The organism is Mesorhizobium subarcticum (assembly GCF_055456085.1).
In genome coordinates this window covers 2,757,682-2,779,339 of record NZ_CM144237.1, presented here as the reverse complement: position 1 = coordinate 2,779,339, position 21,658 = coordinate 2,757,682, and the positions used below count along the sequence as shown (strand labels likewise).

Below are 21,658 nucleotides of genomic sequence, written 5' to 3'. Positions count from 1 at the left end.
GCAGGACAGAGGGGGGCGCCCTGGCGCAATCCCATCAAGCAAAGGCACGTCAATGAAATGGATCGCCATCGGCTCCCTCTCGGACATTCCGCGACGCGGCGCGCGCTGCGTCGATACGCCTGAAGGCAAGGTTGCGGTGTTCCGCACCCAGGACGATCAGGTCTATGCTATCGACGATCATTGCCCGCACAAAGGCGGGCCGCTCAGCCAGGGCATCGTGCACGGCACGGCGGTGACCTGTCCGTTGCACAATTGGGTGATTTCGCTGGAGACCGGCAAGGCGCTCGGTGCCGACGAGGGCGTGGTGCGCACCATTCCTGTCAGAATCGAGGGCGAGCATCTGTTCCTGGCGCTGGAAGCGCTGGCCAGCCGCGCCGCCTGACCATGGAGATAGACGCGGCACGCGAGGTGAGGACCACTTGCCCCTATTGCGGGGTGGGTTGCGGCGTGCTGGCGAAAGTCGCTGCGGACGGGCAAGTGTCCGTCCGCGGCGACCCCGATCATCCCGCGAATTTCGGCCGGCTCTGCTCGAAGGGCTCGGCACTGGCCGAGACCATCGATCTCGACGGCAGACTGCTTTATCCGGAGATCCACGACCACCGGGCCGGCTGGGACGACGCGCTCGACCTCGTCGCTTCGACCCTCTCGCAGACCATCGCCGAGCACGGCCTGGACGCGGTCGCCTTCTATGTCTCCGGCCAGTTGCTGACCGAAGATTACTACCTCGCCAACAAGCTTATGAAGGGATTCATCGGCTCGGCCAACATCGACACCAATTCGCGTCTGTGCATGGCCTCATCGGTGGCCGGCCACCGCCGCGCCTTCGGCTCCGATACTGTGCCAGGGAACTACGAGGATCTCGAACTCGCCGACCTGATCGTGCTGGTCGGCTCCAACCTCGCCTGGTGTCATCCGGTGCTCTATCAGCGCATTGCGGCGGCCCGGGAAAAGCGGCCGCAGATGAAGATCGTGCTCATCGACCCGCGCCGCACCATGACCGCTGACATCGCCGACATGCATCTGGCCATCGCGCCGGATGGCGATGTCGCTCTGTTCACCGGCCTGCTCGCCTGGCTCGGCCAGCACAATGCGCTGGACCGCCCCTACATCACCGCGCACACGACCGGTTTCGGGCAAGCCCTCTTCGCGGCCTCGAAACTCGACCTTGCCGGCATTGCTGCGGCCACAGGCTTGAACGAAGACGAACTGGACAGCTTCTATGGCCTGTTCGCCGCGACCGCCAAGACAGTGACCGTCTACAGCCAGGGCGTGAACCAGGCATCGTCGGGCACCGACAAGGTCAACGCCATCATCAACTGCCATCTCGCCACCGGCCGCATCGGCAAGCCGGGAACCGGGCCGTTTTCGGTGACCGGCCAGCCCAACGCCATGGGCGGCCGCGAGGTCGGCGGCATGGCCAACATGCTGGCCGCCCATATGGAGATCGAAAACACCGAGCACCGTGACCGCGTGCGGCGCTTCTGGAATGCGCCAGCCGTTGCCGAAAAGCCCGGTCTGAAGGCGGTCGAAATGTTTCAAGCCGTGGCCGACGGGCGCATCAAAGCACTGTGGATCATGGCCACCAACCCGGTCGATTCGATGCCGGATGCCGACGCTGTCGAAGCGGCGATCAAGGCTTGTCCTTTCGTCGTTGTCTCGGACGTGCTGGCCAGCACCGACACCATCCGCCACGCCCATGTCCGGCTGCCCGCCGCCGCCTGGGGCGAGAAGGACGGCACCGTCACCAATTCCGAACGCCGCATCTCGCGCCAGCGCGCGTTTTTGACGGCACCCGGCGAGGCGAAGCCAGACTGGTGGATCATCGCGGAAGTGGCGCGGCGGATGGGATTTGGCAAGGCGTTTGGGCACGAGACGCCGGCGGAGATTTTTGGCGAGCACGCGACACTGTCCGGGTTTGAAAATGATGGTGCGCGCGATTTCGATATTGGGATTTATGGTGGGGTCGATGATGCGACCTATCAAAAATTAGCGCCATTCCAATGGCCAGCGCCTGCCCGAGGCACCCCCCTCTGGCCTGCCGGCCATCTCCCCCGCAAGGGGGGTGTTCAAGCTCGACATCGGCTGGAAGAAACCGCACACACTCCCTCCACCATCCGCTTCTTCGCCAACGGCAATTTCTACACCCCCGACGGCAAAGCCCGCTTCATCGCCATCCGCACCACCACGGAAACTCGCACCAGCCCCGATTTCCCGCTCATCCTCAACACCGGCCGGATCCGCGACCACTGGCACACCATGACACGCACCGGCAAAAGCCCGCGCCTGTCCCAGCACATCGCCGAGCCCTTCGTCGAAATCCACCCGGCGAACGCGCGGCAGCACGGCATCGGCGACGCCGACATCGTGCGCATCTCCAGCCCGCGCGGTGACGTGCTGGTCCGTGCCCTGATTACACCCCGCCAACGCCGGGGCAGCGTCTTCGCGCCGATGCATTGGACCGATCAGTTCGCCGCCAGGGGCCGGCTCGACGCGCTGACCACGCCGCTGACTGATCCTGTTTCCGGCCAACCGGCGCTAAAGCATATCGCAGCCCGCATCGAGAAATTTCCCGCCAAGGTCTTTGGTTTTGCCGTAACGCGGCAACGTCCCGAAGCGATCAACGCCGACTATTGGGCAGCAGCCCGCTGCAAGGGCGGCTGGCGGGTCGAACTGGCCTTTGCCGACGATGACATTGACTGGGCAGCCTTCGCCGGCTCGCTCTTCGATATACCCGGAGCAGAAATGCTCGCCTATCACGACCGCGACGCAGGCCAGCATCGCATCGCCGCCTTCGACGGCGATCAACTGGCCGGAGCCCTGTTCATCGCACCCGGCCCGGTCGCGGTGTCGCGCGGCTGGGCGGCACAACAACTCGAAGAGGTCCACGCCAGCCAGCGCGAGCGCTTCCGGATCGTCGCCGGCCGCGCCGGCGCCCATCGGCCTGATGCCGGTGCCACCGTCTGTTCCTGTTTCAACGTCGGGGTCAACCAGATCGTGGCGGCGGTGGCGGCCGGCCGCACGACCGTTGAAGCTATCGGCGGCGCTGTGAAGGCCGGCACCAATTGCGGCTCCTGCCGGTCCGAGATCCGCGCGATCATCGAGGCAAACCGGGTTCAGGCCGCCGAGTGAGCGGCATCCAGGGCGATTAACCGGTCCGCAACGCCGCGCCAAAACCTGTCCAACTGTTAATTCGACTTCGTCAGGGTTCGGTCATATTGGTTGCGCTGGGGGGTGAAAGATGCCGCCATGGACCAGCAACTGGAAATGCCCCTGCAGACGACCGTCACGCCACGCCGTTCGCGTGGCTGGATCCCGTGGCTGATCTTCATTGCCATTGTCGCCGCGACTGGCGCCTATCTCTATCAGCGTCCGCATGTCGAGGCCAGACAGCCCGGCGGCAGGCGGGGCGGGCAGCCGACGACGATCGGCGCCGCCGCCATCGAAAAGGGCACGATAGACGTCATCCTCAACGCTCTCGGCACAGTCACGTCGCTCTCCACCGTCACCGTCAAGTCGCAGGTCACCGGCCCGCTCATCCAGGTGAATTTCAAGGAAGGCCAGGACGTCAAGAAGGGCGACCTGCTGGCAGAGATCGATCCTCGCCCCTTCCAAGCGACGCTCGCCCAGGCCCAGGGCCAGCTGGTGCATGACGAAGCCATGCTCAAGGATGCCCAGCTCGACCTCGTTCGCGACCAGAAGCTGGTCGCCCAGGGGGCTGTAACGTCGCAGACCCTCGATGCGCAGGTCGCCCTTGTCGCGGAGGACCAGGGCACCGTTCAGGTCGACCAGGCGACGATACAAACCGCCACCCTCAATCTCGACGATTGCCGCATCCTGGCTCCGGTCGACGGACGCGCCGGCCTGCGCCAAGTCGATCAGGGCAACTATGTCACCTCCGGCGATGCCAACGGCATCGTCATCATCACGAAGGTGCAGCCGATCAGTGTGCTGTTCACCGTGCCCGAAGACGAATTGCCCGCGATCGCGCATCGCATGCAGCAGGGCGCCACGCTGCCCACATCAGCCTTCGACCGCGCCGGCGCCAAGAAGCTCGCTGACGGCCAGCTCGAGACCTTCGACAGCGAGATCGACACGAGCACCGGCACCATCAAATTGAGGGCGAGCTTTGCCAACGAAACACGCGTCCTCTATCCCAACCAGTTCGTCAACGTCGCGCTGCTGGTCGACGAGCACAAGGACGTGGCGATCGCCCCGATCGCCGCGATCCAGCGCGGCCTGCCCGGCACCTTCGTCTACCTGGTCAACCCAGACAGCACCGTCTCCGTGCGCAAGATCACGCTGGGCGTCACCAATGGCGAGCGTGTCGAGATCCTCGCCGGCCTGAACCCCGGCGACCGTGTCGTCGTCGATGGTGCCGACAAGCTTCGCGACGGTGCCCATATCAACCTTCAGCAAGACGGCCAGGCGCCGAGCCCGGCGCAGCCCTCGCCACAGGCACCGTCGCTGCCATCAACACCCGCAGCGGCAGGGACAACCCCGCCAGCTCAAGCCCAATCTGACGCTCAATCCCCACCCGAGCAGCCGGCAGCGGGTGCGCCAGATCCGGACAACTCAGGCAAGCACAAGGGCAAGGGCCACAAGCATCGGCATGCGGACTCGGGGCAGCCGGAGTCGGGGCAGCCAAGTTCGGGGCAAGCGGAGTCCGGGCAGGAGCAATGAGCCCGTCGCGAGCCTTCATCCTGCGGCCGGTGGCGACATCTTTGTTCATGGTCGCCATCATGCTGTCTGGCCTGCTGGCCTACCGCTATCTGCCCGTCTCGGCCCTGCCCGAGGTCGACTATCCGACCATCCAGGTGCAGACCTTCTATCCCGGCGCCAGCCCTGACGTCATGACGTCGTCGGTCACCGCACCGCTGGAAGTCCAGCTCGGCCAGATCGCCAACCTCAACCAGATGAACTCGGTGAGTTCGGCCGGCTCCTCTGTCATCACGCTGCAGTTCAGCCTGGCCGTCTCGCTCGATGTCGCCGAGCAGGAGGTGCAGGCCGCCATCAACGCAGCCGGCAATCTTTTGCCGGCTGACCTGCCGGCGCCGCCGATCTACGCCAAGGTCAATCCGGCCGACGCGCCGGTGCTGACGCTCGGCCTTACCTCGGCGACGATGCCGCTGCGCGACGTGCAGCAGCTTGCCGACACCAGGCTGGCGCAGAAGATATCGCAGCTGCCGGGCGTCGGCCTGGTCAGCCTCAGCGGTGGGCAACGGCCCGCCGTGCGCGTCCAGGCCGATCCGCGCAAGCTCGCCGCCTACGGCCTCAACCTCGATGATCTGCGCACCACTTTGGGCAGCGCCAACGTCAACACGCCGAAGGGCAATTTCGACGGACCGTCGCGCGCCTACACGATCAACGCCAACGACCAGCTGAAGAGCGCCGACGAGTATCGTTCGCTGATCGTCGCCTACAAGGATGGCGCGCCGGTGCGGCTGAGCGATGTGGCCGACGTGATCGACGCCACCGAGAACAACCGGCTCGCCGCCTGGATGAACAGCACGCCGGCGATCATCCTCAACATCCAGCGCCAGCCTGGCGCCAACGTCATCGACGTGGTCGATCGCATCAAGGCGCTGCTGCCGCAGCTCCAGGCCTCGCTGCCGAACGCCGTCGACGTGAAGGTTTTGACCGATCGCACCACGACCATCCGAGCCTCGGTGCGCGACGTCGAATATGAGCTGACGCTGTCGATCATCCTGGTCGTACTGGTCATTTTCGTCTTCCTGCGCAGCGCGCGCGCCACGCTGATCCCGAGCCTCTCGGTTCCCCTGTCGCTGGTCGGCACGCTTGGCGTCATGTACCTGTTCGGCTTCAGCCTCGACAATCTGTCGCTGATGGCGCTGACCATCGCCACCGGCTTCGTCGTCGATGACGCCATCGTCGTCATCGAGAATGTCGCGCGCTATGTCGAGGAGGGCGCGACGCCGCTGGAAGCGGCGCTGAAAGGCTCCCAGCAGATCGGCTTCACCATCATCTCGCTGACCGTTTCGCTGATCGCGGTGCTGATCCCGCTTCTGTTCATGGGCGATGTCGTTGGCCGGTTGTTCCGCGAATTCTCCATCACACTGGCCACCGCCATCCTGATTTCGGCCGTGGTGTCGCTGACCCTGGTGCCGATGGCCTGCGCCAAGCTGCTCAAGCCGGTGGCGGCTGTGCGCGAGAACGCCCTGCAGCGCGCCAGCCGCGACTTCTTCGACTGGGTGATCCGCGGCTATGGCCGGGCGCTGACCTGGGTGCTCGACCGGCAGACGCTGATGCTGGTGGTGGCGGCGGCGACGCTGGTGCTGACGGCCGCGCTCTACGTGGTCATTCCCAAGGGGTTCTTCCCGGTGCAGGACACCGGCGTCATCCAGGCCATATCAGAGGCGCCGCAGTCGATCTCCTATGCCGCCATGGCAGAGCGCCAGCAACAGCTGGCCGCCATGATTCTTAAGGACCCGGATGTCGACAGCCTGTCGTCCTTCATCGGTGTCGACGGCACCAACACCACGATGAATGTCGGCCGCATCCTGATCAACCTCAAAGCGCATGAACAGCGCACCGCTGATATCACGCAGGTCATCGCGCGCCTGAAACAGGAAGCCGCTTCGGTGGCGGGCGTCACGCTCTACCTGCAGCCGGTTCAGGACCTGACCATCGACGGCCAGGTCAGCCGCACCCAGTATCAATTCGTGCTGCAGGACGCCAATGCCGACGAACTGGGAGAATGGACGCCGAAGCTGCTCGCAAAGTTGAACACGCTGCCGCAGCTTGCCGATGTCGCCAGCGACCTGTCGAACAGCGGCCTTGCCGTCTTTGTCGACATCGACCGCGACCAGGCCGCGCGTTTCGGCATCACGCCAGCAACCGTCGACAACGCGCTCTATGATGCTTTCGGCCAGCGCATGGTCTCGACCATCTACACCACGTCAAGTCAGTACCGCGTCATTCTCGAGGCCGCCCCGTCCGAACAGGATTCGCTCAAGGCGCTCTCCTCCGTCTATCTGCCGTCGTCGACGGGCGGCGCGCCGGTGCCGCTGTCGGTGGTGGCCACCACCCATATCGCCACCACGCCGCTGCAGATCACCCATATGGGTCAATTCCCGGCCACCACCGTCTCGTTCAACCTGGCGCCCGGAGCGTCGCTCGGCGAAGCCGTCACCGCGATCGGCCAGGCGCAGGCCGACATCGGCATGCCGCTCAGCATCATCACCAGCTTCCAGGGCGCGGCGCGCGCCTTCCAGGCCTCGCTCGACAACACGCTGTTCCTGATCCTGGCGGCGGTGGTGACCGTCTACATCGTGCTCGGCGTGCTCTATGAGAGCTTCATCCACCCCATCACCATCCTGTCGACGCTGCCTTCGGCCGGCATCGGCGCACTGCTGGCGCTGATGATCGCCGGTCAGGACCTGACCATCATCTCGATCATCGGCATCATCCTGTTGATCGGCGTTGTCAAGAAGAACGCCATCATGATGATCGACTTCGCGCTCGACGCGCAGCGCCATGAAGGCAAGACGCCGCGCGAAGCCATCTACCAGGCCTGCCTGCTGCGCTTCCGCCCGATCCTGATGACGACGCTGGCGGCGATGCTGGGCGCGCTGCCGCTGATGCTGGGCACCGGCGTCGGCTCGGAACTGCGCCATCCCCTGGGCGTCTCCATCGTCGGCGGCCTGCTGCTCAGCCAGTTGCTGACGCTGTTCACCACGCCGGTCATCTATCTCTGGTTCGATCGCCTTGCCGCCCGCTTGCGAGGTATCGAACCCAACCTGCCCCGTGTCCCTGATCGTCCCCACATCCCCGATCTTCCCCGCGGACATGGCGCGGACGCCAGGCCATGAACCTGTCGGTTCCCTTCATCCGGCGGCCGGTGGCTACGACGCTGCTGACCTTCGGTCTGCTGGCGGCCGGACTGGTGGCGTTTCCGCAATTGCCGGTGGCGCCACTGCCGGCGGTCGACTACCCCGTCATCTCGGTGTCGGCCTCGCTGCCGGGTGCGAGCCCCCAGGTGGTGGCAAACACCGTCGCCAGCCCGCTCGAGCGGCATCTCGGCGAAATCGCCGACGTCAACGAGATGACCTCGTCGAGCAGCGTCGGCAGCGCGCGCATCACCTTGCAGTTCGGGCTGGACCGCGACATTGACGGCGCCGCGCGTGATGTCCAGGCAGCGATCAACGCCGCCCGCGCGGACCTGCCGTCCAGCCTGCGCTCCAACCCGACCTATCGCAAGGTCAATCCGGCAGACGCCCCGATCCTCATCCTGTCGATGACATCGGACACTTTGTCCAAGGGCCAGCTCTTCGATGCCGCCAGCACCGTGCTGGCGCAGAAACTCTCGCAGGTCGACGGCATTGGCGAGGTGTCGGTGGGCGGCAGTTCACTGCCGGCGGTGCGCATCGAGCTCAACCCGCAGGTGCTCTATGACTACGGCATCGGCCTGGAGGATGTGCGTGCCGCCCTTGCCTCGGCCAACGCCCACAGCCCCAAGGGCGCCATCGACGTCGGCCAGCAGCGCTATCAGATCTACGCCAACGACCAGGCCAACCAGGCGGATGCCTACCGCTCGCTGATCGTCGCCTATCGCAACGGCGCGCCAGTCAGGCTTTCCGATGTCGGCCAAGTCAATGATTCCGTGGAGAACATACGCAATGCCGGTCTGGCGAACGGCAAGCCGGGGGTGCTGATCATCCTCAACCGCTCGCCCAACGCCAACATCATCGCGACGGTCGACCGGGTGAAGGCGCTGTTGCCGACGCTGCGCGCCTCGATCTCGCCGGCCATCGACCTGTCGCTGGCGGTCGACCGCTCGACCACCATCCGCGCTTCGCTAAGCGAAGTCGCGCAGACGCTGATGATCGCCATCGGCCTGGTGATCCTCGTCGTCTTCGCCTTCCTGCGCGACGTGCGCTCGGCGCTGGTGCCGATCGTGGCGGTGCCGGTCTCCCTGGTCGGCACGCTGGGCGCCATGTATCTGATGGGCTTCAGCATCGACAATCTGTCGCTGATGGCGATGACGGTGGCGACCGGCTTCGTCGTCGACGACGCCATTGTCGTGCTGGAAAACATCTCTCGCCATACCGCTTCCGGCATGGGCCGCATGGAGGCGGCCATCAAGGGCTCCCAGGAAGTCGGCTTCACCGTGCTGTCGATGAGCCTGTCGCTGATCGCCGTCTTCATCCCCATCCTGCTGATGGGCGGCATTGTCGGCCGGCTGTTTCGCGAATTCGCCGTAACGCTCTCCGCGGCGATCCTGGTCTCGCTCGCAATTTCGCTGACCACCACCCCGATGATGTGCTCGATCCTGCTGCGCCCCGAGCGAGAACTTGAACACGGCCGGCTCTACCGCTTCAGCGAGCGTATCTTCGAGGGCATGCTGGCCTTCTATCGTCGGACGCTGTCCTGGGCACTCGACAATCCGCTGCTGATCATGGCGGTGCTGGCGGCCACGCTCTGCCTCAATGGCTACCTCTATGTCACCATCCCAAAAGGCTTCTTCCCGCAGCAGGACACGGGACGGCTGACCGGCTCGATCCAGGCCGACCAGGCGACGTCCTTCCAGTCGATGTCGCGGAAGCTCAGCCAGTTCGCCGGCATCATCAGCAAGGATCCGGCCGTCGACACCGCGGTCGGCTTCACCGGCGGCGGCCAGACCAATTCCGGCTTCATGTTCGTGTCGCTGAAGCCGCTGGCCGAGCGCAATATCTCCGCCGACCAGGTCATTTCCAGGCTGCGGCCCGAACTGGCGGTGGTGCCGGGCGCCACGCTGTTCCTGCAGGCTGTGCAGGATATCCGCGTCGGCGGGCGGCAGTCGAACGCGCAATACCAGTACACCTTGCAAGGTGACAATTTCGACGAGTTGGCGGAATGGGCGCCAAAGCTCGCCGCCGCGCTGCAGACGGAACCCAGGCTCACCGACGTCAACTCAGATCAGCAGAGCAAGGGCCTGGAAGCCGATGTCACCATCGACCGCGATACGGCGACACGCCTCGGCATAACGGCCAGCCAGATCGACAACACGCTCTACGACGCCTTCGGCCAGCGCCAGGTGTCCACGATCTATGTGGCGCGCAACCAGTATCACGTCATCATGGAAGTGGCGCCGCAATACTGGCAGAACCCGGACGCGCTGAACAAGGTCTATGTCAGCACATCAGGTGGCTCGGTGCATGGTTCGCAGGCAAGCAATGCGGTCGCCGGCACCTTCGCTGTCACAGGCCGGTCCACCAACGCCCAGTCGGTCGCATCGGACGCCGCGCGCAACCAGGCCAACAATTCCATCACCAGCACCGGCAGGACGGCGACCTCGACCGGCTCGGCGGTCAGCACCGGACAAGAGACGATGGTGCCGCTGTCGGCTGTCGCGCATTACGGCCCCGGCAGCACGCCGCTTTCGGTCAACCACCAGGGCCTGTTCGTCGCCACCACCCTGTCGTTCAACCTGGCGCCGGGCGTAGCGCTTAGCGACGGCGTCGCGGCCATCAACGCGGTCGCTGACCGCATCGGCATGCCGGCCACCATCCATGGCAGTTTCCAGGGCACGGCGCGCGTCTTCCAGGACTCTCTCTCCGATCAGCCGCTGCTGATCCTTGCCGCGCTGATCGCCGTCTATGTCGTGCTCGGCATTCTCTACGAAAGCTACGCGCACCCGCTGACCATACTCTCGACCTTGCCCTCGGCCGGCGTCGGCGCCTTGCTGGCGCTGACCCTGTTCAACATCGAGTTCTCGATCATGGCGCTGATCGGCATCATCCTCCTGATCGGCATCGTCAAGAAGAACGCGATCATGATGATCGACTTCGCGCTCGCCGCGGAACGCAACGAAGGCAAGCCGGCGCATGAGGCCATCTATCAGGCGTGCCTGCTGCGCTTCCGTCCGATCATGATGACGACCATGGCAGCACTGTTCGGCGCCGTGCCGTTGGCCATCGGCCTTGGCGAGGGTGCCGAACTGCGCCAGCCGCTCGGCATCGCCATCGTCGGCGGCCTGATCCTGAGCCAGATCCTGACCCTCTACACGACGCCAGTGATCTACATCTATGTCGACCGCTTCGGTCGCTGGGGCCAGCGGTTGCGCTTGGCGATGCCACGCCTGCGGACGCTACGCCCACAGCCAGGTGAATGAACGCCGCCGGGCAGCGTCCTATTGCACCGAGCCGGCGCTACAGACAGCCGCGATCTCGCCGATATTCTGGCAGAAGGCAGGGCCGTCGAGACGCGGGTCCTCGACCAGCGCTTGGGTTTCGCCGGCGGCTGGCAGTCCGGTGAAGAAAACCGGGACAGGCTGCCCGCCACCATGGCTGGCCGCACTGTAGGCGACCACACTGGCGGTGTCGGCCGATGGCGCAACGCTGCTTGGCTGCACCACCAGGTCGGCGCCGACATAGGTCAGGTCGTAATTAGTCGATGCGGCAAGGCTGCCCTGTTCGATGGCGTAGCTGCCCGGCGCACTTGCCGTGGTCGCATCGGTCGAGAGCGAGCCGGCGAGCGTGTCGCTGCCAACCAGCCCGAGCCCGCCGATCGTGTAAGTGAGCGGAGGATTGGCCGAGCCCCGCAGCCGGCTTTGCGCGTCAGCCAAGACGGTAATGGACCGCTTGCCAATTGTGAAATCAGCGCCGGCATAGGTGATGTCGTAGTTCGCGTTTGCCGCATTGGTCAGCGTGCCCTGGCCGATCGCGTAACTGCCGGCATTCTCGCCGGCGACCCGGTCGAGAGCACCAACCAGTCCGACACCATTGCCGAGATCGGAATAGCTGTAACCGTAAGACGACGGATCGGCATTGCCGTAGGTCTTGCCTTGCCCGGCAGTCGCCGTCACCGTCACTGACCGCTTGCCGATGCTGAAATCCGCCCCGACATAGGTGATGTCATAGTTGGAGTTGGCGGCGTTGGTGATCGTGCCCTGGCCGATCGCATAGGTGCCGACATCCTCGCCGGTTGCCCGATCGAGCGCGCCGACAAGCGCCGCCCCACTGCCAAGGTTGGAAACCGAATAGCCCAGGGATGGATCGGCATCGCCGTAAGTCTTCCCCTGCCCGACAGTTGCCGTGACCGTCACCGCCCGCTTGCCGATGACGAACTCCGAACCGACATAGGTGATGTCGTAGTTTGAGTTGGCCGCATCCGTCAGGGTGCCGCGGCCGATGGCATAGGCGTTGGCATCCTCGCCCGCCGCCCGATCGAGCGCGCCAACCAGTGCCGCACCGCTGCCGAGATCGGAAACACTGTAACCGTAGGACGACGGATCGGCGTCGCCATAGGTCTTGCCCTGGCCGGAATTGGCCGTCACCGTAATGGCGCGCTTGCCGATGCTGAAACCGGCGCCGACATAGGTGATGTCGTAGTTCGAATTGTTGCCGTTGGTCACCGAGCCTTGGCCGATGAGGTAAGTCCCGGCATCCTCCCCGTTCGCCCGATCAAGGGTGCCCACCAGCGCAACACCATCGCCAAGATCGGTGTAACTGTAGCCATAGGACGACGGGTCGGCATCACCGTATGTCTTGCCTTGCCCGGCATTGGCCGTGACCGTCACCGCGCGCGGCGTCACGGAAAGGTTCGCGCCGACATAGTTGATCGCGTAGTTGCTGTTGGCGAGCGTGCCCTGCGTGATGCCGTAACCGCCCACACCAGATGTAGTCGTCGCTGTTGTTGCTAACGATCCAGTGAGGCTGTCGCCATTGACGAAATTGCCCGAGGTCAGCTGGTAGGTCAGTGCCGGATTGCCGTCGCCATAGGCACGGCTCTTGGCATCGGCGGTCACTGTGATGGCGCGCTTCGTCACCGACAGGTTGGCGCCGACATAGCTGATCGTATAGTTGCCGTTGGCAAGCGTGCCCTGCGTAATGCCGTAGCTGCCGACGCCGGATGCCGTCGTCGCTGTTGTCGCCAACGAACCGGCCAGGCTGTCGCTGTTAACCAGGTTGCCCGATGTAACCTGATAGGTCAGCGCCGGATTGGCGTCGCCATAGGCACGGCTCTGGGCATCGGCTGTCACCGTGATGGCGCGCTTTGTCACCGACAGGTTGGCGCCGACATAGCTGATCGTATAGTTGCCGTTGGCAAGCGTGCCTTGGGTGATGCCATAGCTGCCGACACCGGATGCCGTCGTCGCCGTTGTCGCCAGCGCACCGCTCAGGCTGTCGCCATTGACGTAGCTGCCTGAGGTCAGATGATAGGTCAGCGCGGGGTTGGCATCGCCATAGATGCGGGTCTTGGCATCGGCTGTCACCGTGATGGCGCGCGGCGTCACCGACAGGTTGGCGCCGACATAGGTGATCGTATAGTTGTTGTTGTTGAGCGTGCCTTGCGTGATGGCGTAGCTGCCAACGTCAGACGTTGTTGTCGCCGATGTCGTCAGGGCGCCGGTCAGGCTATCGCTGCCGACAAGACTGCCCGATGTGAGCTGATAGGTGAGCGCTGGATTGCTGCTTCCGTAGCTGCGGCTCTTGCCCGCGGCAGTCACGGTGATCGCCCGCTGGCCTATGGTGAAATTGCCGCCGACATAGGTGATGTTGTAGTTCGAATTGTTGGCATTGGTGATGGTGTTCTGGGTGATAGTGTAAGTCCCGGCATTGTTCCCGCCCGTGCGGCTAAGGCTGCCGACCAGAGCCACGCCGGCGCCGAGATCCGAAACGGTGTAGGCATATGATGGGTTTGCATCGCCATAGGTCTTGCCCTGGCCAGGCGTCACCGTCACCGTCACCGCGCGCTTGCCGATGGTAAGCAGGCCCGCGCTGTTGTAGGCGAAGCCATAGCCGCTCAACGCCGCGAGGTTGCCGGCGCTGACCGTGATTGCATACGACCCGGCGCCGGCCTGTGTGTTGCTCGGCGGGTTGACGGACGTCACGCTTGGGCCGCCGCTGAACGTCGTGGTGGCGGTGTCGCCGAGATAGGCGCCGATCACGCCCGTCTGGTAGCCGGCCACCGAATAGGTCAGCGGAGGCAGGGCGGTGTCGCCATAGGTCTTCGTCGCATTGTTGGAGGTGAAGGTCAGTGTCGGTTGATAGGCAAAGACGTAGCGGTTGCCGGCTGCGCTCACCGCTCCACCGGCCGTCGTGTTCCAGATCGCCGTGTTGCCGCTGTCCAGATTACCGAATGTGTTGCCGGTCGGACTTGCCGCATAGACCAGCCAGCGTCCGCTGGAAGCGGTGACGGCATCGCTGCCCCGGTTGTTGATGAATTGGCCGCCAGCGGCAAGCACAGGGTTAGCTCCGCTGACCGGCGCGTTCGCCGCGATGCTCAGGTCGCCCGTCGTCTGCAGCTTGACGGAACCTGTGGCGGTCACGCCACTTGCACTGACGCCGCGGGCATTGGAGGCGCTTGCGACCGTCAGGCTTGCGCCGTCGCGCAGATCGACGGAACCGGCGTTGCCGGCGACGGTGCCGATCTGGTTGCCCTCGCCATTGACCGCGAACGAGCCCGTGCCGCCGAGCCACAGCGATCCGGCGGTGATGGCGTTACCGGTCGCCCCTTGCGTCACCGCGCCGTTCGACGATAGCGCCAGCGTGCCGGTGCCGACCGTCTGCGCCTGGTTGAGGGCGAAGGTGGTGGCCGCCGTTTCAATCTGGCGATTGGCGAAGGATAGGCTGCCGACAGAGGTGGATCCGACGGCGGAGGCATAGGCGCTGTTCAGCGCCGACAGCGAAGCGATCGAGCCATCCGCCTCGTCGAGGCGCCAGTCGCCATAGATGTTCAGGTTGGCAGCATTTCCGGAGACGCCGGTCCGGAAGGTCACGCCATTCCTGGCGCCTGAGCTATTGTCCGGATCGGTGTCGGCAGCCGTATAGGCGAGCACGCTGCTGGAAATCTGACCGGTCGGCACAACGATGTAGTAGTAGCCATTGACCCCGGTAGACACCGTGCCGAGGGAGACGCCGTTGGAGACGGCCGACACAAGGCCGGGATTCTTTGTGTAAAAGGGCTGGCCGGTGCCGGAGATCAGCGGTGTGTTGCCGGCGTCCCGGTAGGCAATTCCTGAGATCGCCTGGGCACCATTCGGGTAGAAAGCCTTGAGATAGGGGTAGAGGCCACCCGCGCCGCCGCCATAGGCAGCGCTCAGGCCGCTCAGGCCGCCATTCTGGAAGCTGGCGGTTGACAATCCTACGATATTGACATTGGGACCCGTGGTGCCGCCGCCGATCGCAGGCTTGGCTGACGATGAGGTGTTATAGGGACCGGATGTCGACGTGTCATAGGCGCCGGTGATCGTGCCGTCATAGAGATTGTTGCCTATGAATGCTCCGACATTCCACCCGCCACTGACTGCACCGGTCGAGTAGCTGTCGGTGATCCTGCCACCCTGGCCGACAAACGAGTAGCCATAGTTCGCCCCGACGAGACCGCCGGCATTGGCGCCCGCGCTGCCGCCATCGACGGCGCCCATGGCATAGACGCGATCGATGGTTCCGAAATTGTTGAAGCCCACCGCTCCGCCAGCGCTGTTACTGTCACGCGCATTGACAACAACGGTGGAGAAGCTGTCGGACAGTGCGCCATCATTTTCGCCGATCAGGCCGCCAGATGTGCTGCCATATTGCGTTACGTATATCTGGCCGCTCGAATAGCTCTGGGTCAACGTGCCCGCATTGTAGCCCACGATCCCGCCGAGCGTCCTGAACCCGCGGACCGTTGCATTGGTGACGCCGATGTTTTGGACAAGCCCGCCGGCGCCGACAAAGCCGAACAGGCCGACATATTGGGCGGTTGGCTGCGTCACTGACAGTTTGTCGACGGCATGGCCAAGCCCGTCGAAGGTTCCGGTGAAGCCGTTGGTGTCCAGAATATTGCTGTTGCCGTCGGTGCCCAGCGAGATAAAGCCGAGACCGCTGTTCCAGCCCGACGTGGCGCTGGCATCAATGTTCTTCGCCAGCGCATAGCGGCCGTTCAGTCCGCTGTTGATCGCCTGCAGTCCGTTGACGTCATAGATCAGTGTGTAGCTCTGCCCGTTGATCGACAGCCCCTGGGCTCCGGGCGTGCCGGTGAAGGTAGCCGATGCACCCAGCGCATAGGAGATCGTGCCGCCGCTGCCGCCATTGTTGGTGACCAGCGAAATGCCGCCGACACCGCCGATCGTGGCGCTCGCGTTGAACACAATCGAATGATAGGCGCTGAGCGTCAGCGTGTTGGCGTTCCAGCTGATCGGCGCGGCGATGGTGATGTCGCCGGCCTGTGAGCCACCGCTGCCCGTCGAGATGGTGACGTTCGCCGTCGCCAGCAGGTTCTGCAGCGTGGTGACGTTGATGACACTGTCATTGGTGTTGGCGGACATGCTGCCGCCGGTGTTGCCGGCGGCGTTGGAGATCGTCAAGTTGTAGGGATCGAGCAGCAGATCGCCGGTGTCGCCGAAGCGGGCCCGCAAGTCGACCGAGCCGGTGAAGTCGAGCCGCTGCTTGCCGGACACTTCCGTGAAACCGCCGTCGCCACCACTGTCGCCGCCGCGCGCGGAAATCTTGCCGGCGAAATTCGTCTGCTCGTCGGACCAGACAATAACCGTGCCGCCATCGCCGGTGCCGGTGGCGTCGGCGTTGATCGTCGTGGCTGCATCGATATCGGTCGTTGCCGCGCGCTGCAAGGTACCGGAGCCCTGCTTGTCGCCGCCGATCTTGACCGTGCCGCCGCCATCTTTGCCAGAGGCATCGACCACGGCATGCTTGAGTTTCAGCTTGCGGCCGGTGACGGTGATCTTGCCGCCATTGCCGTCGGCTTTGGCCGAGGCGTCGAGCTTGCCGGAAACTTCGACCGAGCCATCGCCACCGCCCAGCAGGATGGCGCCGGATTGACCGGAGACGGTGCGCGCCTCGATGACACCAGACATGTTGACCGCCTGGCGCGCCGCGTTCCGCACCGCCGCAGCCTTGAGCTCGACCGTTCCGCCGTCGGCGCTGATCAAACCGGAATTGCTGACCAGCGCAGTGCTGCCGTCAACCTTGGTCGGCACGGAGACCTGCAGAAAACCGTCGCCGGAAAGGTCGAGCGTTGCCTTCTCGCCCGAGCCTAGCCCGACCCTGCCCAGCGGCACGCTGATCGAACCGGCATTGTCGACGCTGCCGCCGATCAGAGCGGCATAGCCGCCACGGCCGATGCTGATCGAGCCCTGGTTGGAGACAGCAGCGGAGGCACCCTTGCCCTGGAACTGCAGCTTGCCGGCCTTGAAATCGTCATCGCTGATGTCGAGCGACGAGCCGACAAAGCCGGCGGTGCTGACCTTGCCGGTTTTGGAGATGGCGATGCCGTTGGGATTGACCAGAAAGACCTGGCCGTTGGCGTTGAGCTGGCCGGCTATGGTCGATTTGGTGCCGCCGGTGACACGGTTGAGCATCGTTGAGGTCGACGTCGGCTGGTCGATGTTGACGGTCGCACCCGCACCGATCGAAAAGCTCTGCCAGTTGACGATGGCCAAGCTGGTCGACTGCTTGATACTCAACTGCGAGGAGGACGGGTTAGAGATGGTGACGCCACCGGAGGCCGCCTTGCCGCCTGTCGGCAGTTCCTGCGCTCGCGCCGATGTGAACCCGACAAGCGCCGTCGAGGCCAGCAGCAGCGCCATCAGCGGCGCGCTGGTGCGGTTGAGGTGCCGTGGGGAGAAGGTGTGGCGCTGCATGATCATGTCTTAGAACTGGATAGCGCCGGCGAGCGAAAAGCGGTCGCTGATCGGGACATGTTCATCGCGATGCTGGCGGCCCCATTCCAGCGTCAGGCTGGCATTGGTTGCGTCACCCGCAAGGGCGGTGCCGACTTTCAGGCCAAGCCCGTATGACGCGCCAACGATATCCGCTGTCTCAAGCGCGGTCGGCATTTCGAGATGGACCTGGCCAACGGCGCCGAAGACATAGGGCGACAGCGAAACGATGCCGCCGGTGAACGGCACGTACCATGGCGAGGACACCTCGCCGCGCACCACATAGCCGGAATCACCTTGTAGCGCGCCGGCGTCGAAGCTCGACAGGCCGTTGGCGCCGACCAGTCCGATCTGCTCCGATTGCAGCAGCGGCTTGCCGAACGAGGTCTGCGCGCGGGCATAGAGATCGAGACCGAGATGGGTGGCCAGCGGCTGGCTGTAGCTGGCCTCGACCTCCAGCTTCTGGAAGTCGGCGTCCGCCCCTTGGCGCGACAGCGGCAGCAGCGGCGTGGTGTCGGCGGCGGAGCGCGCACCGAGCCCGTCAATGCCGAACGAGGCCACGACATTGCCGGTGAAGACCCCGCCGAGCGGCGTGAACCAGGTGGCGTCCGTGCCGAACCTGATGATCCTGAGCCGATCCTCGGCGATCGGCAGCGAGATTGGCGTCACCGCATTGAGAAAATCGTTCTGCGCGTCGAAAGAGAGTTCGCTGCTGATGGTCAGTTCGCGGCTGCGGGTCCAGGGATAGCGAAGCCTGGCTGAATAACGCTCGAATTCACTGCCAAAGCCGAGCGTGCCGGGCTCTGCGGTCGGGTTGGCCCGCGTGCGGGTGGCCTCCAGATTGAGCGTCAGCCCGTCATAGCCGATCGGCAGGACGATGCCGGCGGCATAGTTGCGGTTACGTGGACCGTCGGTGAAAACGCCATTTTCGCCACCATTGGGATAGCCCCCAGCGCGCACATAGATGAGTTCACCGAGGCCAAGCAGCGAGTTGAAGTCGACGCCGACACCTGTCGACCAGCGCTGCAGCGACGGCGACAGCGAGTTGTCCACAGTCACCTGGCCACCTATCGGACGGTATTTTCCGTCGATGACCAGCACGCTGGCGCCCTTCGCCGTCCCGGCCTGCAAGGTCGAACGCAGCCTGGCGCCTGGTATGTCGCCAGCCAAAAGCAGTTTGCGCTCGATCGCCGACAGCTTGATGCTTTTTTGCCCGACAAGCGGCGAAAGCGTTGCCTCGACCCGTCCGCGTATGCGCGCGGGCAGGTTGCTGGTGTCGATCCGTTCCAGATAACCATCGATGACGACGAGCCTGAGCCGTGCGCCATCGTTGAGCTTCTGCGCCGGCAGTACGACCCGCACCAGCGCGTAACCCGCCCGGCCATATGCGGTCTCCAGCGCCCGCGCCGCGGCAAAGATCTCCGCCGCCGTCACCGTGCGATGGGCAAGGCCTGCAACAACCTTGCGCGTCGCCTCGGCCATCTCGGGCAGGCCACCTTCGACACTAGCATCCCCGAGCTTGACCTTGAGCTTTTCGGCGCCCGCCGGGGCCTCGAGGCCCGAACCTTCGGGGATGGAGACACCTGCTGTGTTGGCTTGCGACGGCGGCCGGAAGCTTGGCGGCGTGATCTGGCTGGCGGTCTGGGCGAATGCGCCCGACTGAACCGACAGGCATGCCGAGGCGGCCAACACGGCCAGCCATGTTCGACGTGCCGACGACCCGCCGAAAACAGGCGGGCAGTCGGCACTTTTGCCAATCGCGATCTTCTTTCGATAGTTCACTCAGTCACTCGCATTTCGAAGTAGAACGCGGCAAAGCTTCGCCGCCGCGCGATGTCATATCGCTCGTCAAAACCACGGTTGGTCTGCACTCTTGTCCGAAAGGCGTGCCCCCGCCGGTCGGATGAGGCGGAAACTATGCCTGGCCCTTATGAAGGTCAATTCAACGGGCGGCGGTTCGGCTGACTATTATTGGGAGGGGTTTTCCAAGCTATAGCAATCAGTTAGCAAGTTGCGCCGCCAACCTGTCGCACTTTGACCGGTCCTGTCCTCGGCATTTGGTACCTCTGGACACAGGTGTTGAAGGCTGAAAAATGGGGAACGAGACCCCGCTGTCAGAGTTGACTCGGATGAGCAGGAGGATGGCGCTGAATTTGGAAGATATTGCCGGCCATCCGGCGTTGCATCGCTTCGTTCAGGAGCAGTCGCTGGCGTTGATCCGGATCTATGAGGAGAGCCCGCGTCTGGCTTCCATTTTTGCCACGCAGCAGCGCTGGCTTATGGCTCACGTCGGCCTTGCCATGCACTTCAGGCGCGACCCGAACGACCGCCGCAAGGAATTGACGGTATCGCGTTTCATCGAGGTCGTGCACAAGAACGCGGTCGCCAGCCGCAACACAGCGGACGCCTTTATCAAGGAGATGCTGCACTACAACATCGCCGAGTATGTCGCGGGCGGGGATGGTCGCACGCATCCCCTGCAGCCAACGGCGGCCACCATTGAGAGATTTACCGGCTGGGTGGTTGCCCATCTGCGCACGCTCGACCATATCGATGGCGGCGACCGGCTGGCCAGATACCTGGACCGGCCCGACATGCTGGCCACGCTGCAGCCCCTGGTGGCCGACGGCCTGCTTGCCTCAAAGCCGGTGCGCGAACCCAACCAGACCTTTTCGCTGTTCATCTGGCTCAACAATGGCGGCATCGTCATGGACTGGCTGATGTCGGGCATCGATCCCGACCATGCCGGCCTGGAGCGGATTCCGACCAGCGTGGTTTCGATCGGCGACTTCGCCAAATGGCTCAAGCTGTCGCGGACCCACCTCGGCCGCAAACTGCGCACCGCCGAAGAACTCGGCAGCATTGGCTGGCTTGGCCAGCGCGGCCATTCGGTGATGTGGGTGTCGCACAGGTTCTATGAGGAATACATGACCGTCCAGGCCGCCAAGCTGGCCGTCGTCGACGGCGCCTTCGAAGCCTGTTTTCCGCCTTCGCCAGGCGGCGGCTGAGGAGCGCCGCTCCCGCAATTTGCGCCCGCTGTACACATTCAACCACTATTCGCGGCCAGCGTCTGGACACAGGCAGCGAAGGCTGAAAATGTGTTTTTGCGTCTTCGCGGCAAGGGGGCTTATCGCAGCGGGGGAGAATGGCGCTGACGTTGGAGGAAATTGCCGGTCATCCGGCCCTGCATCGCTGTGTTCGCGTCCAGGCGCAGGCGATGAACCAGACCTATGAGACGAACCCGCGGCTTTCCTCGGTGTTCGCCACGCAGCAGCGCTGGCTGATGGCGCATATCGGTCTCGCTTTGTATTTCAGGCGCGAGCCCGACGACTATCGCAAGGAATTGACGGCGGCACGTTTCATCGACGTCATCCGCCAGAATGATGTGGCCAGCCGCAACACCGCCGACGCCTTCATCAAGGAAATGCTGCACTACGGTTTCATCGAATATGCGCCCGCGACACAGGACGGCCGCATCCGACCTCTGCAGCCGTCGGTGGCCTCGCTGGAGCCGGTTACCCGCTGGATGATGGCACATCTGCATACGCTGGACAGTCTCGACGGTGCGAACCGCCTCGCTCTGTTCCTGGCACGGCCGGACGCGCTGGCCATGGTGCAGCCTGGGATTGCCGATGGTTTGCTCTCGTCCAATCCGGTGCGTGAGCCCAAGCAGACGTTTTCCCTGTTCACCTGGCTCAACAATGGCGGCGTCGTCATGGATTGGCTGATAGCGGGCGTCGATCCGGATCATGCCGGTCTCGAGCGAATCCCGACGGGTATCGTGTCGATCGGTGATTTCGCCAAATGGCTCAAACTGTCTCGAACCCATCTGGCGCGCAAGCTGCGCGATGCCGAAGACCTCGGCAGCATCGGTTGGCTCGGCCAACGAGGCAATTCGGTGATGTGGGTGTCACGCGATTTCTACGGGGAATACATGACCGCACAGGCGGTGAAGCTGGCCATCATCGATGCTGCCTTCGCCGAAGCGTTTGCTTCGACGACAGAACACTGACCGGTGCGGCATCCCCCGTGTGGGGGATGCACGAATGCGCGATG

General features: G+C 64.2%; 9 protein-coding genes. 7 read left to right on the top strand and 2 right to left on the bottom strand.

Annotated features, from left to right (window positions below):
- The first annotated feature begins 52 nt into the window (after positions 1–52).
- The 5 genes from nirD to ACZYHG_RS13460 all read left to right on the top strand — a co-directional run bounded on the left by nirD (position 53) and on the right by ACZYHG_RS13460 (position 11,110).
- The gene (nirD, locus tag ACZYHG_RS13480) at positions 53–382 is read left to right on the top strand and encodes a nitrite reductase small subunit NirD (RefSeq protein ID WP_464614200.1); all 330 of its coding nucleotides are present in this window, start codon (positions 53–55) and stop codon (positions 380–382) included.
- Between the two features lie 2 nt (positions 383–384).
- Positions 385–3,129: a nitrate reductase gene (locus ACZYHG_RS13475; RefSeq protein WP_464614199.1), complete on the top strand. Its 2,745-nt coding sequence runs from the start codon at positions 385–387 to the stop codon at positions 3,127–3,129.
- Positions 3,130–3,246: 117 nt separating this feature from the next.
- Positions 3,247–4,680, top strand: coding sequence for an efflux RND transporter periplasmic adaptor subunit (locus ACZYHG_RS13470; RefSeq protein WP_464614198.1), 1,434 nt, complete (start codon positions 3,247–3,249; stop codon positions 4,678–4,680).
- Complete coding sequence (locus tag ACZYHG_RS13465) at positions 4,677–7,829, top strand: MdtB/MuxB family multidrug efflux RND transporter permease subunit (RefSeq protein WP_464614197.1); 3,153 nt, start codon at positions 4,677–4,679, stop codon at positions 7,827–7,829. Before ACZYHG_RS13470 ends, ACZYHG_RS13465 begins: the two co-directional genes overlap by 4 nt.
- The gene (locus ACZYHG_RS13460) at positions 7,826–11,110 is read left to right on the top strand and encodes an efflux RND transporter permease subunit (RefSeq protein WP_464614196.1); all 3,285 of its coding nucleotides are present in this window, start codon (positions 7,826–7,828) and stop codon (positions 11,108–11,110) included. The genes ACZYHG_RS13465 and ACZYHG_RS13460 overlap by 4 nt, the downstream gene beginning before the upstream one ends.
- 18 nt (positions 11,111–11,128) lie before the next feature.
- Here the strand turns inward: ACZYHG_RS13460 and ACZYHG_RS13455 are convergent, their stop codons facing one another.
- Complete coding sequence (locus ACZYHG_RS13455; RefSeq protein WP_464614195.1) at positions 11,129–17,584, bottom strand: MBG domain-containing protein; 6,456 nt, start codon at positions 17,582–17,584, stop codon at positions 11,129–11,131.
- Positions 17,585–17,593: 9 nt separating this feature from the next.
- Positions 17,594–19,384: a ShlB/FhaC/HecB family hemolysin secretion/activation protein gene (locus tag ACZYHG_RS13450; protein ID WP_464614194.1), complete on the bottom strand. Its 1,791-nt coding sequence runs from the start codon at positions 19,382–19,384 to the stop codon at positions 17,594–17,596.
- 359 nt (positions 19,385–19,743) lie between these two features.
- On the opposite strand from ACZYHG_RS13450, the gene ACZYHG_RS13445 reads away from it, so the two are divergent.
- Together ACZYHG_RS13445 and ACZYHG_RS13440 are read left to right on the top strand one after the other, a co-directional pair.
- Entirely contained in the window at positions 19,744–20,610 is an 867-nt protein-coding gene (locus tag ACZYHG_RS13445) for a hypothetical protein (protein WP_464614193.1), read from the top strand.
- A gap of 137 nt (positions 20,611–20,747) precedes the next feature.
- Positions 20,748–21,614 (top strand): hypothetical protein, encoded by an 867-nt coding sequence (locus ACZYHG_RS13440; protein WP_464614192.1) that lies wholly within the window; start codon positions 20,748–20,750, stop codon positions 21,612–21,614.
- The last annotated feature ends 44 nt before the right edge of the window (positions 21,615–21,658 follow it).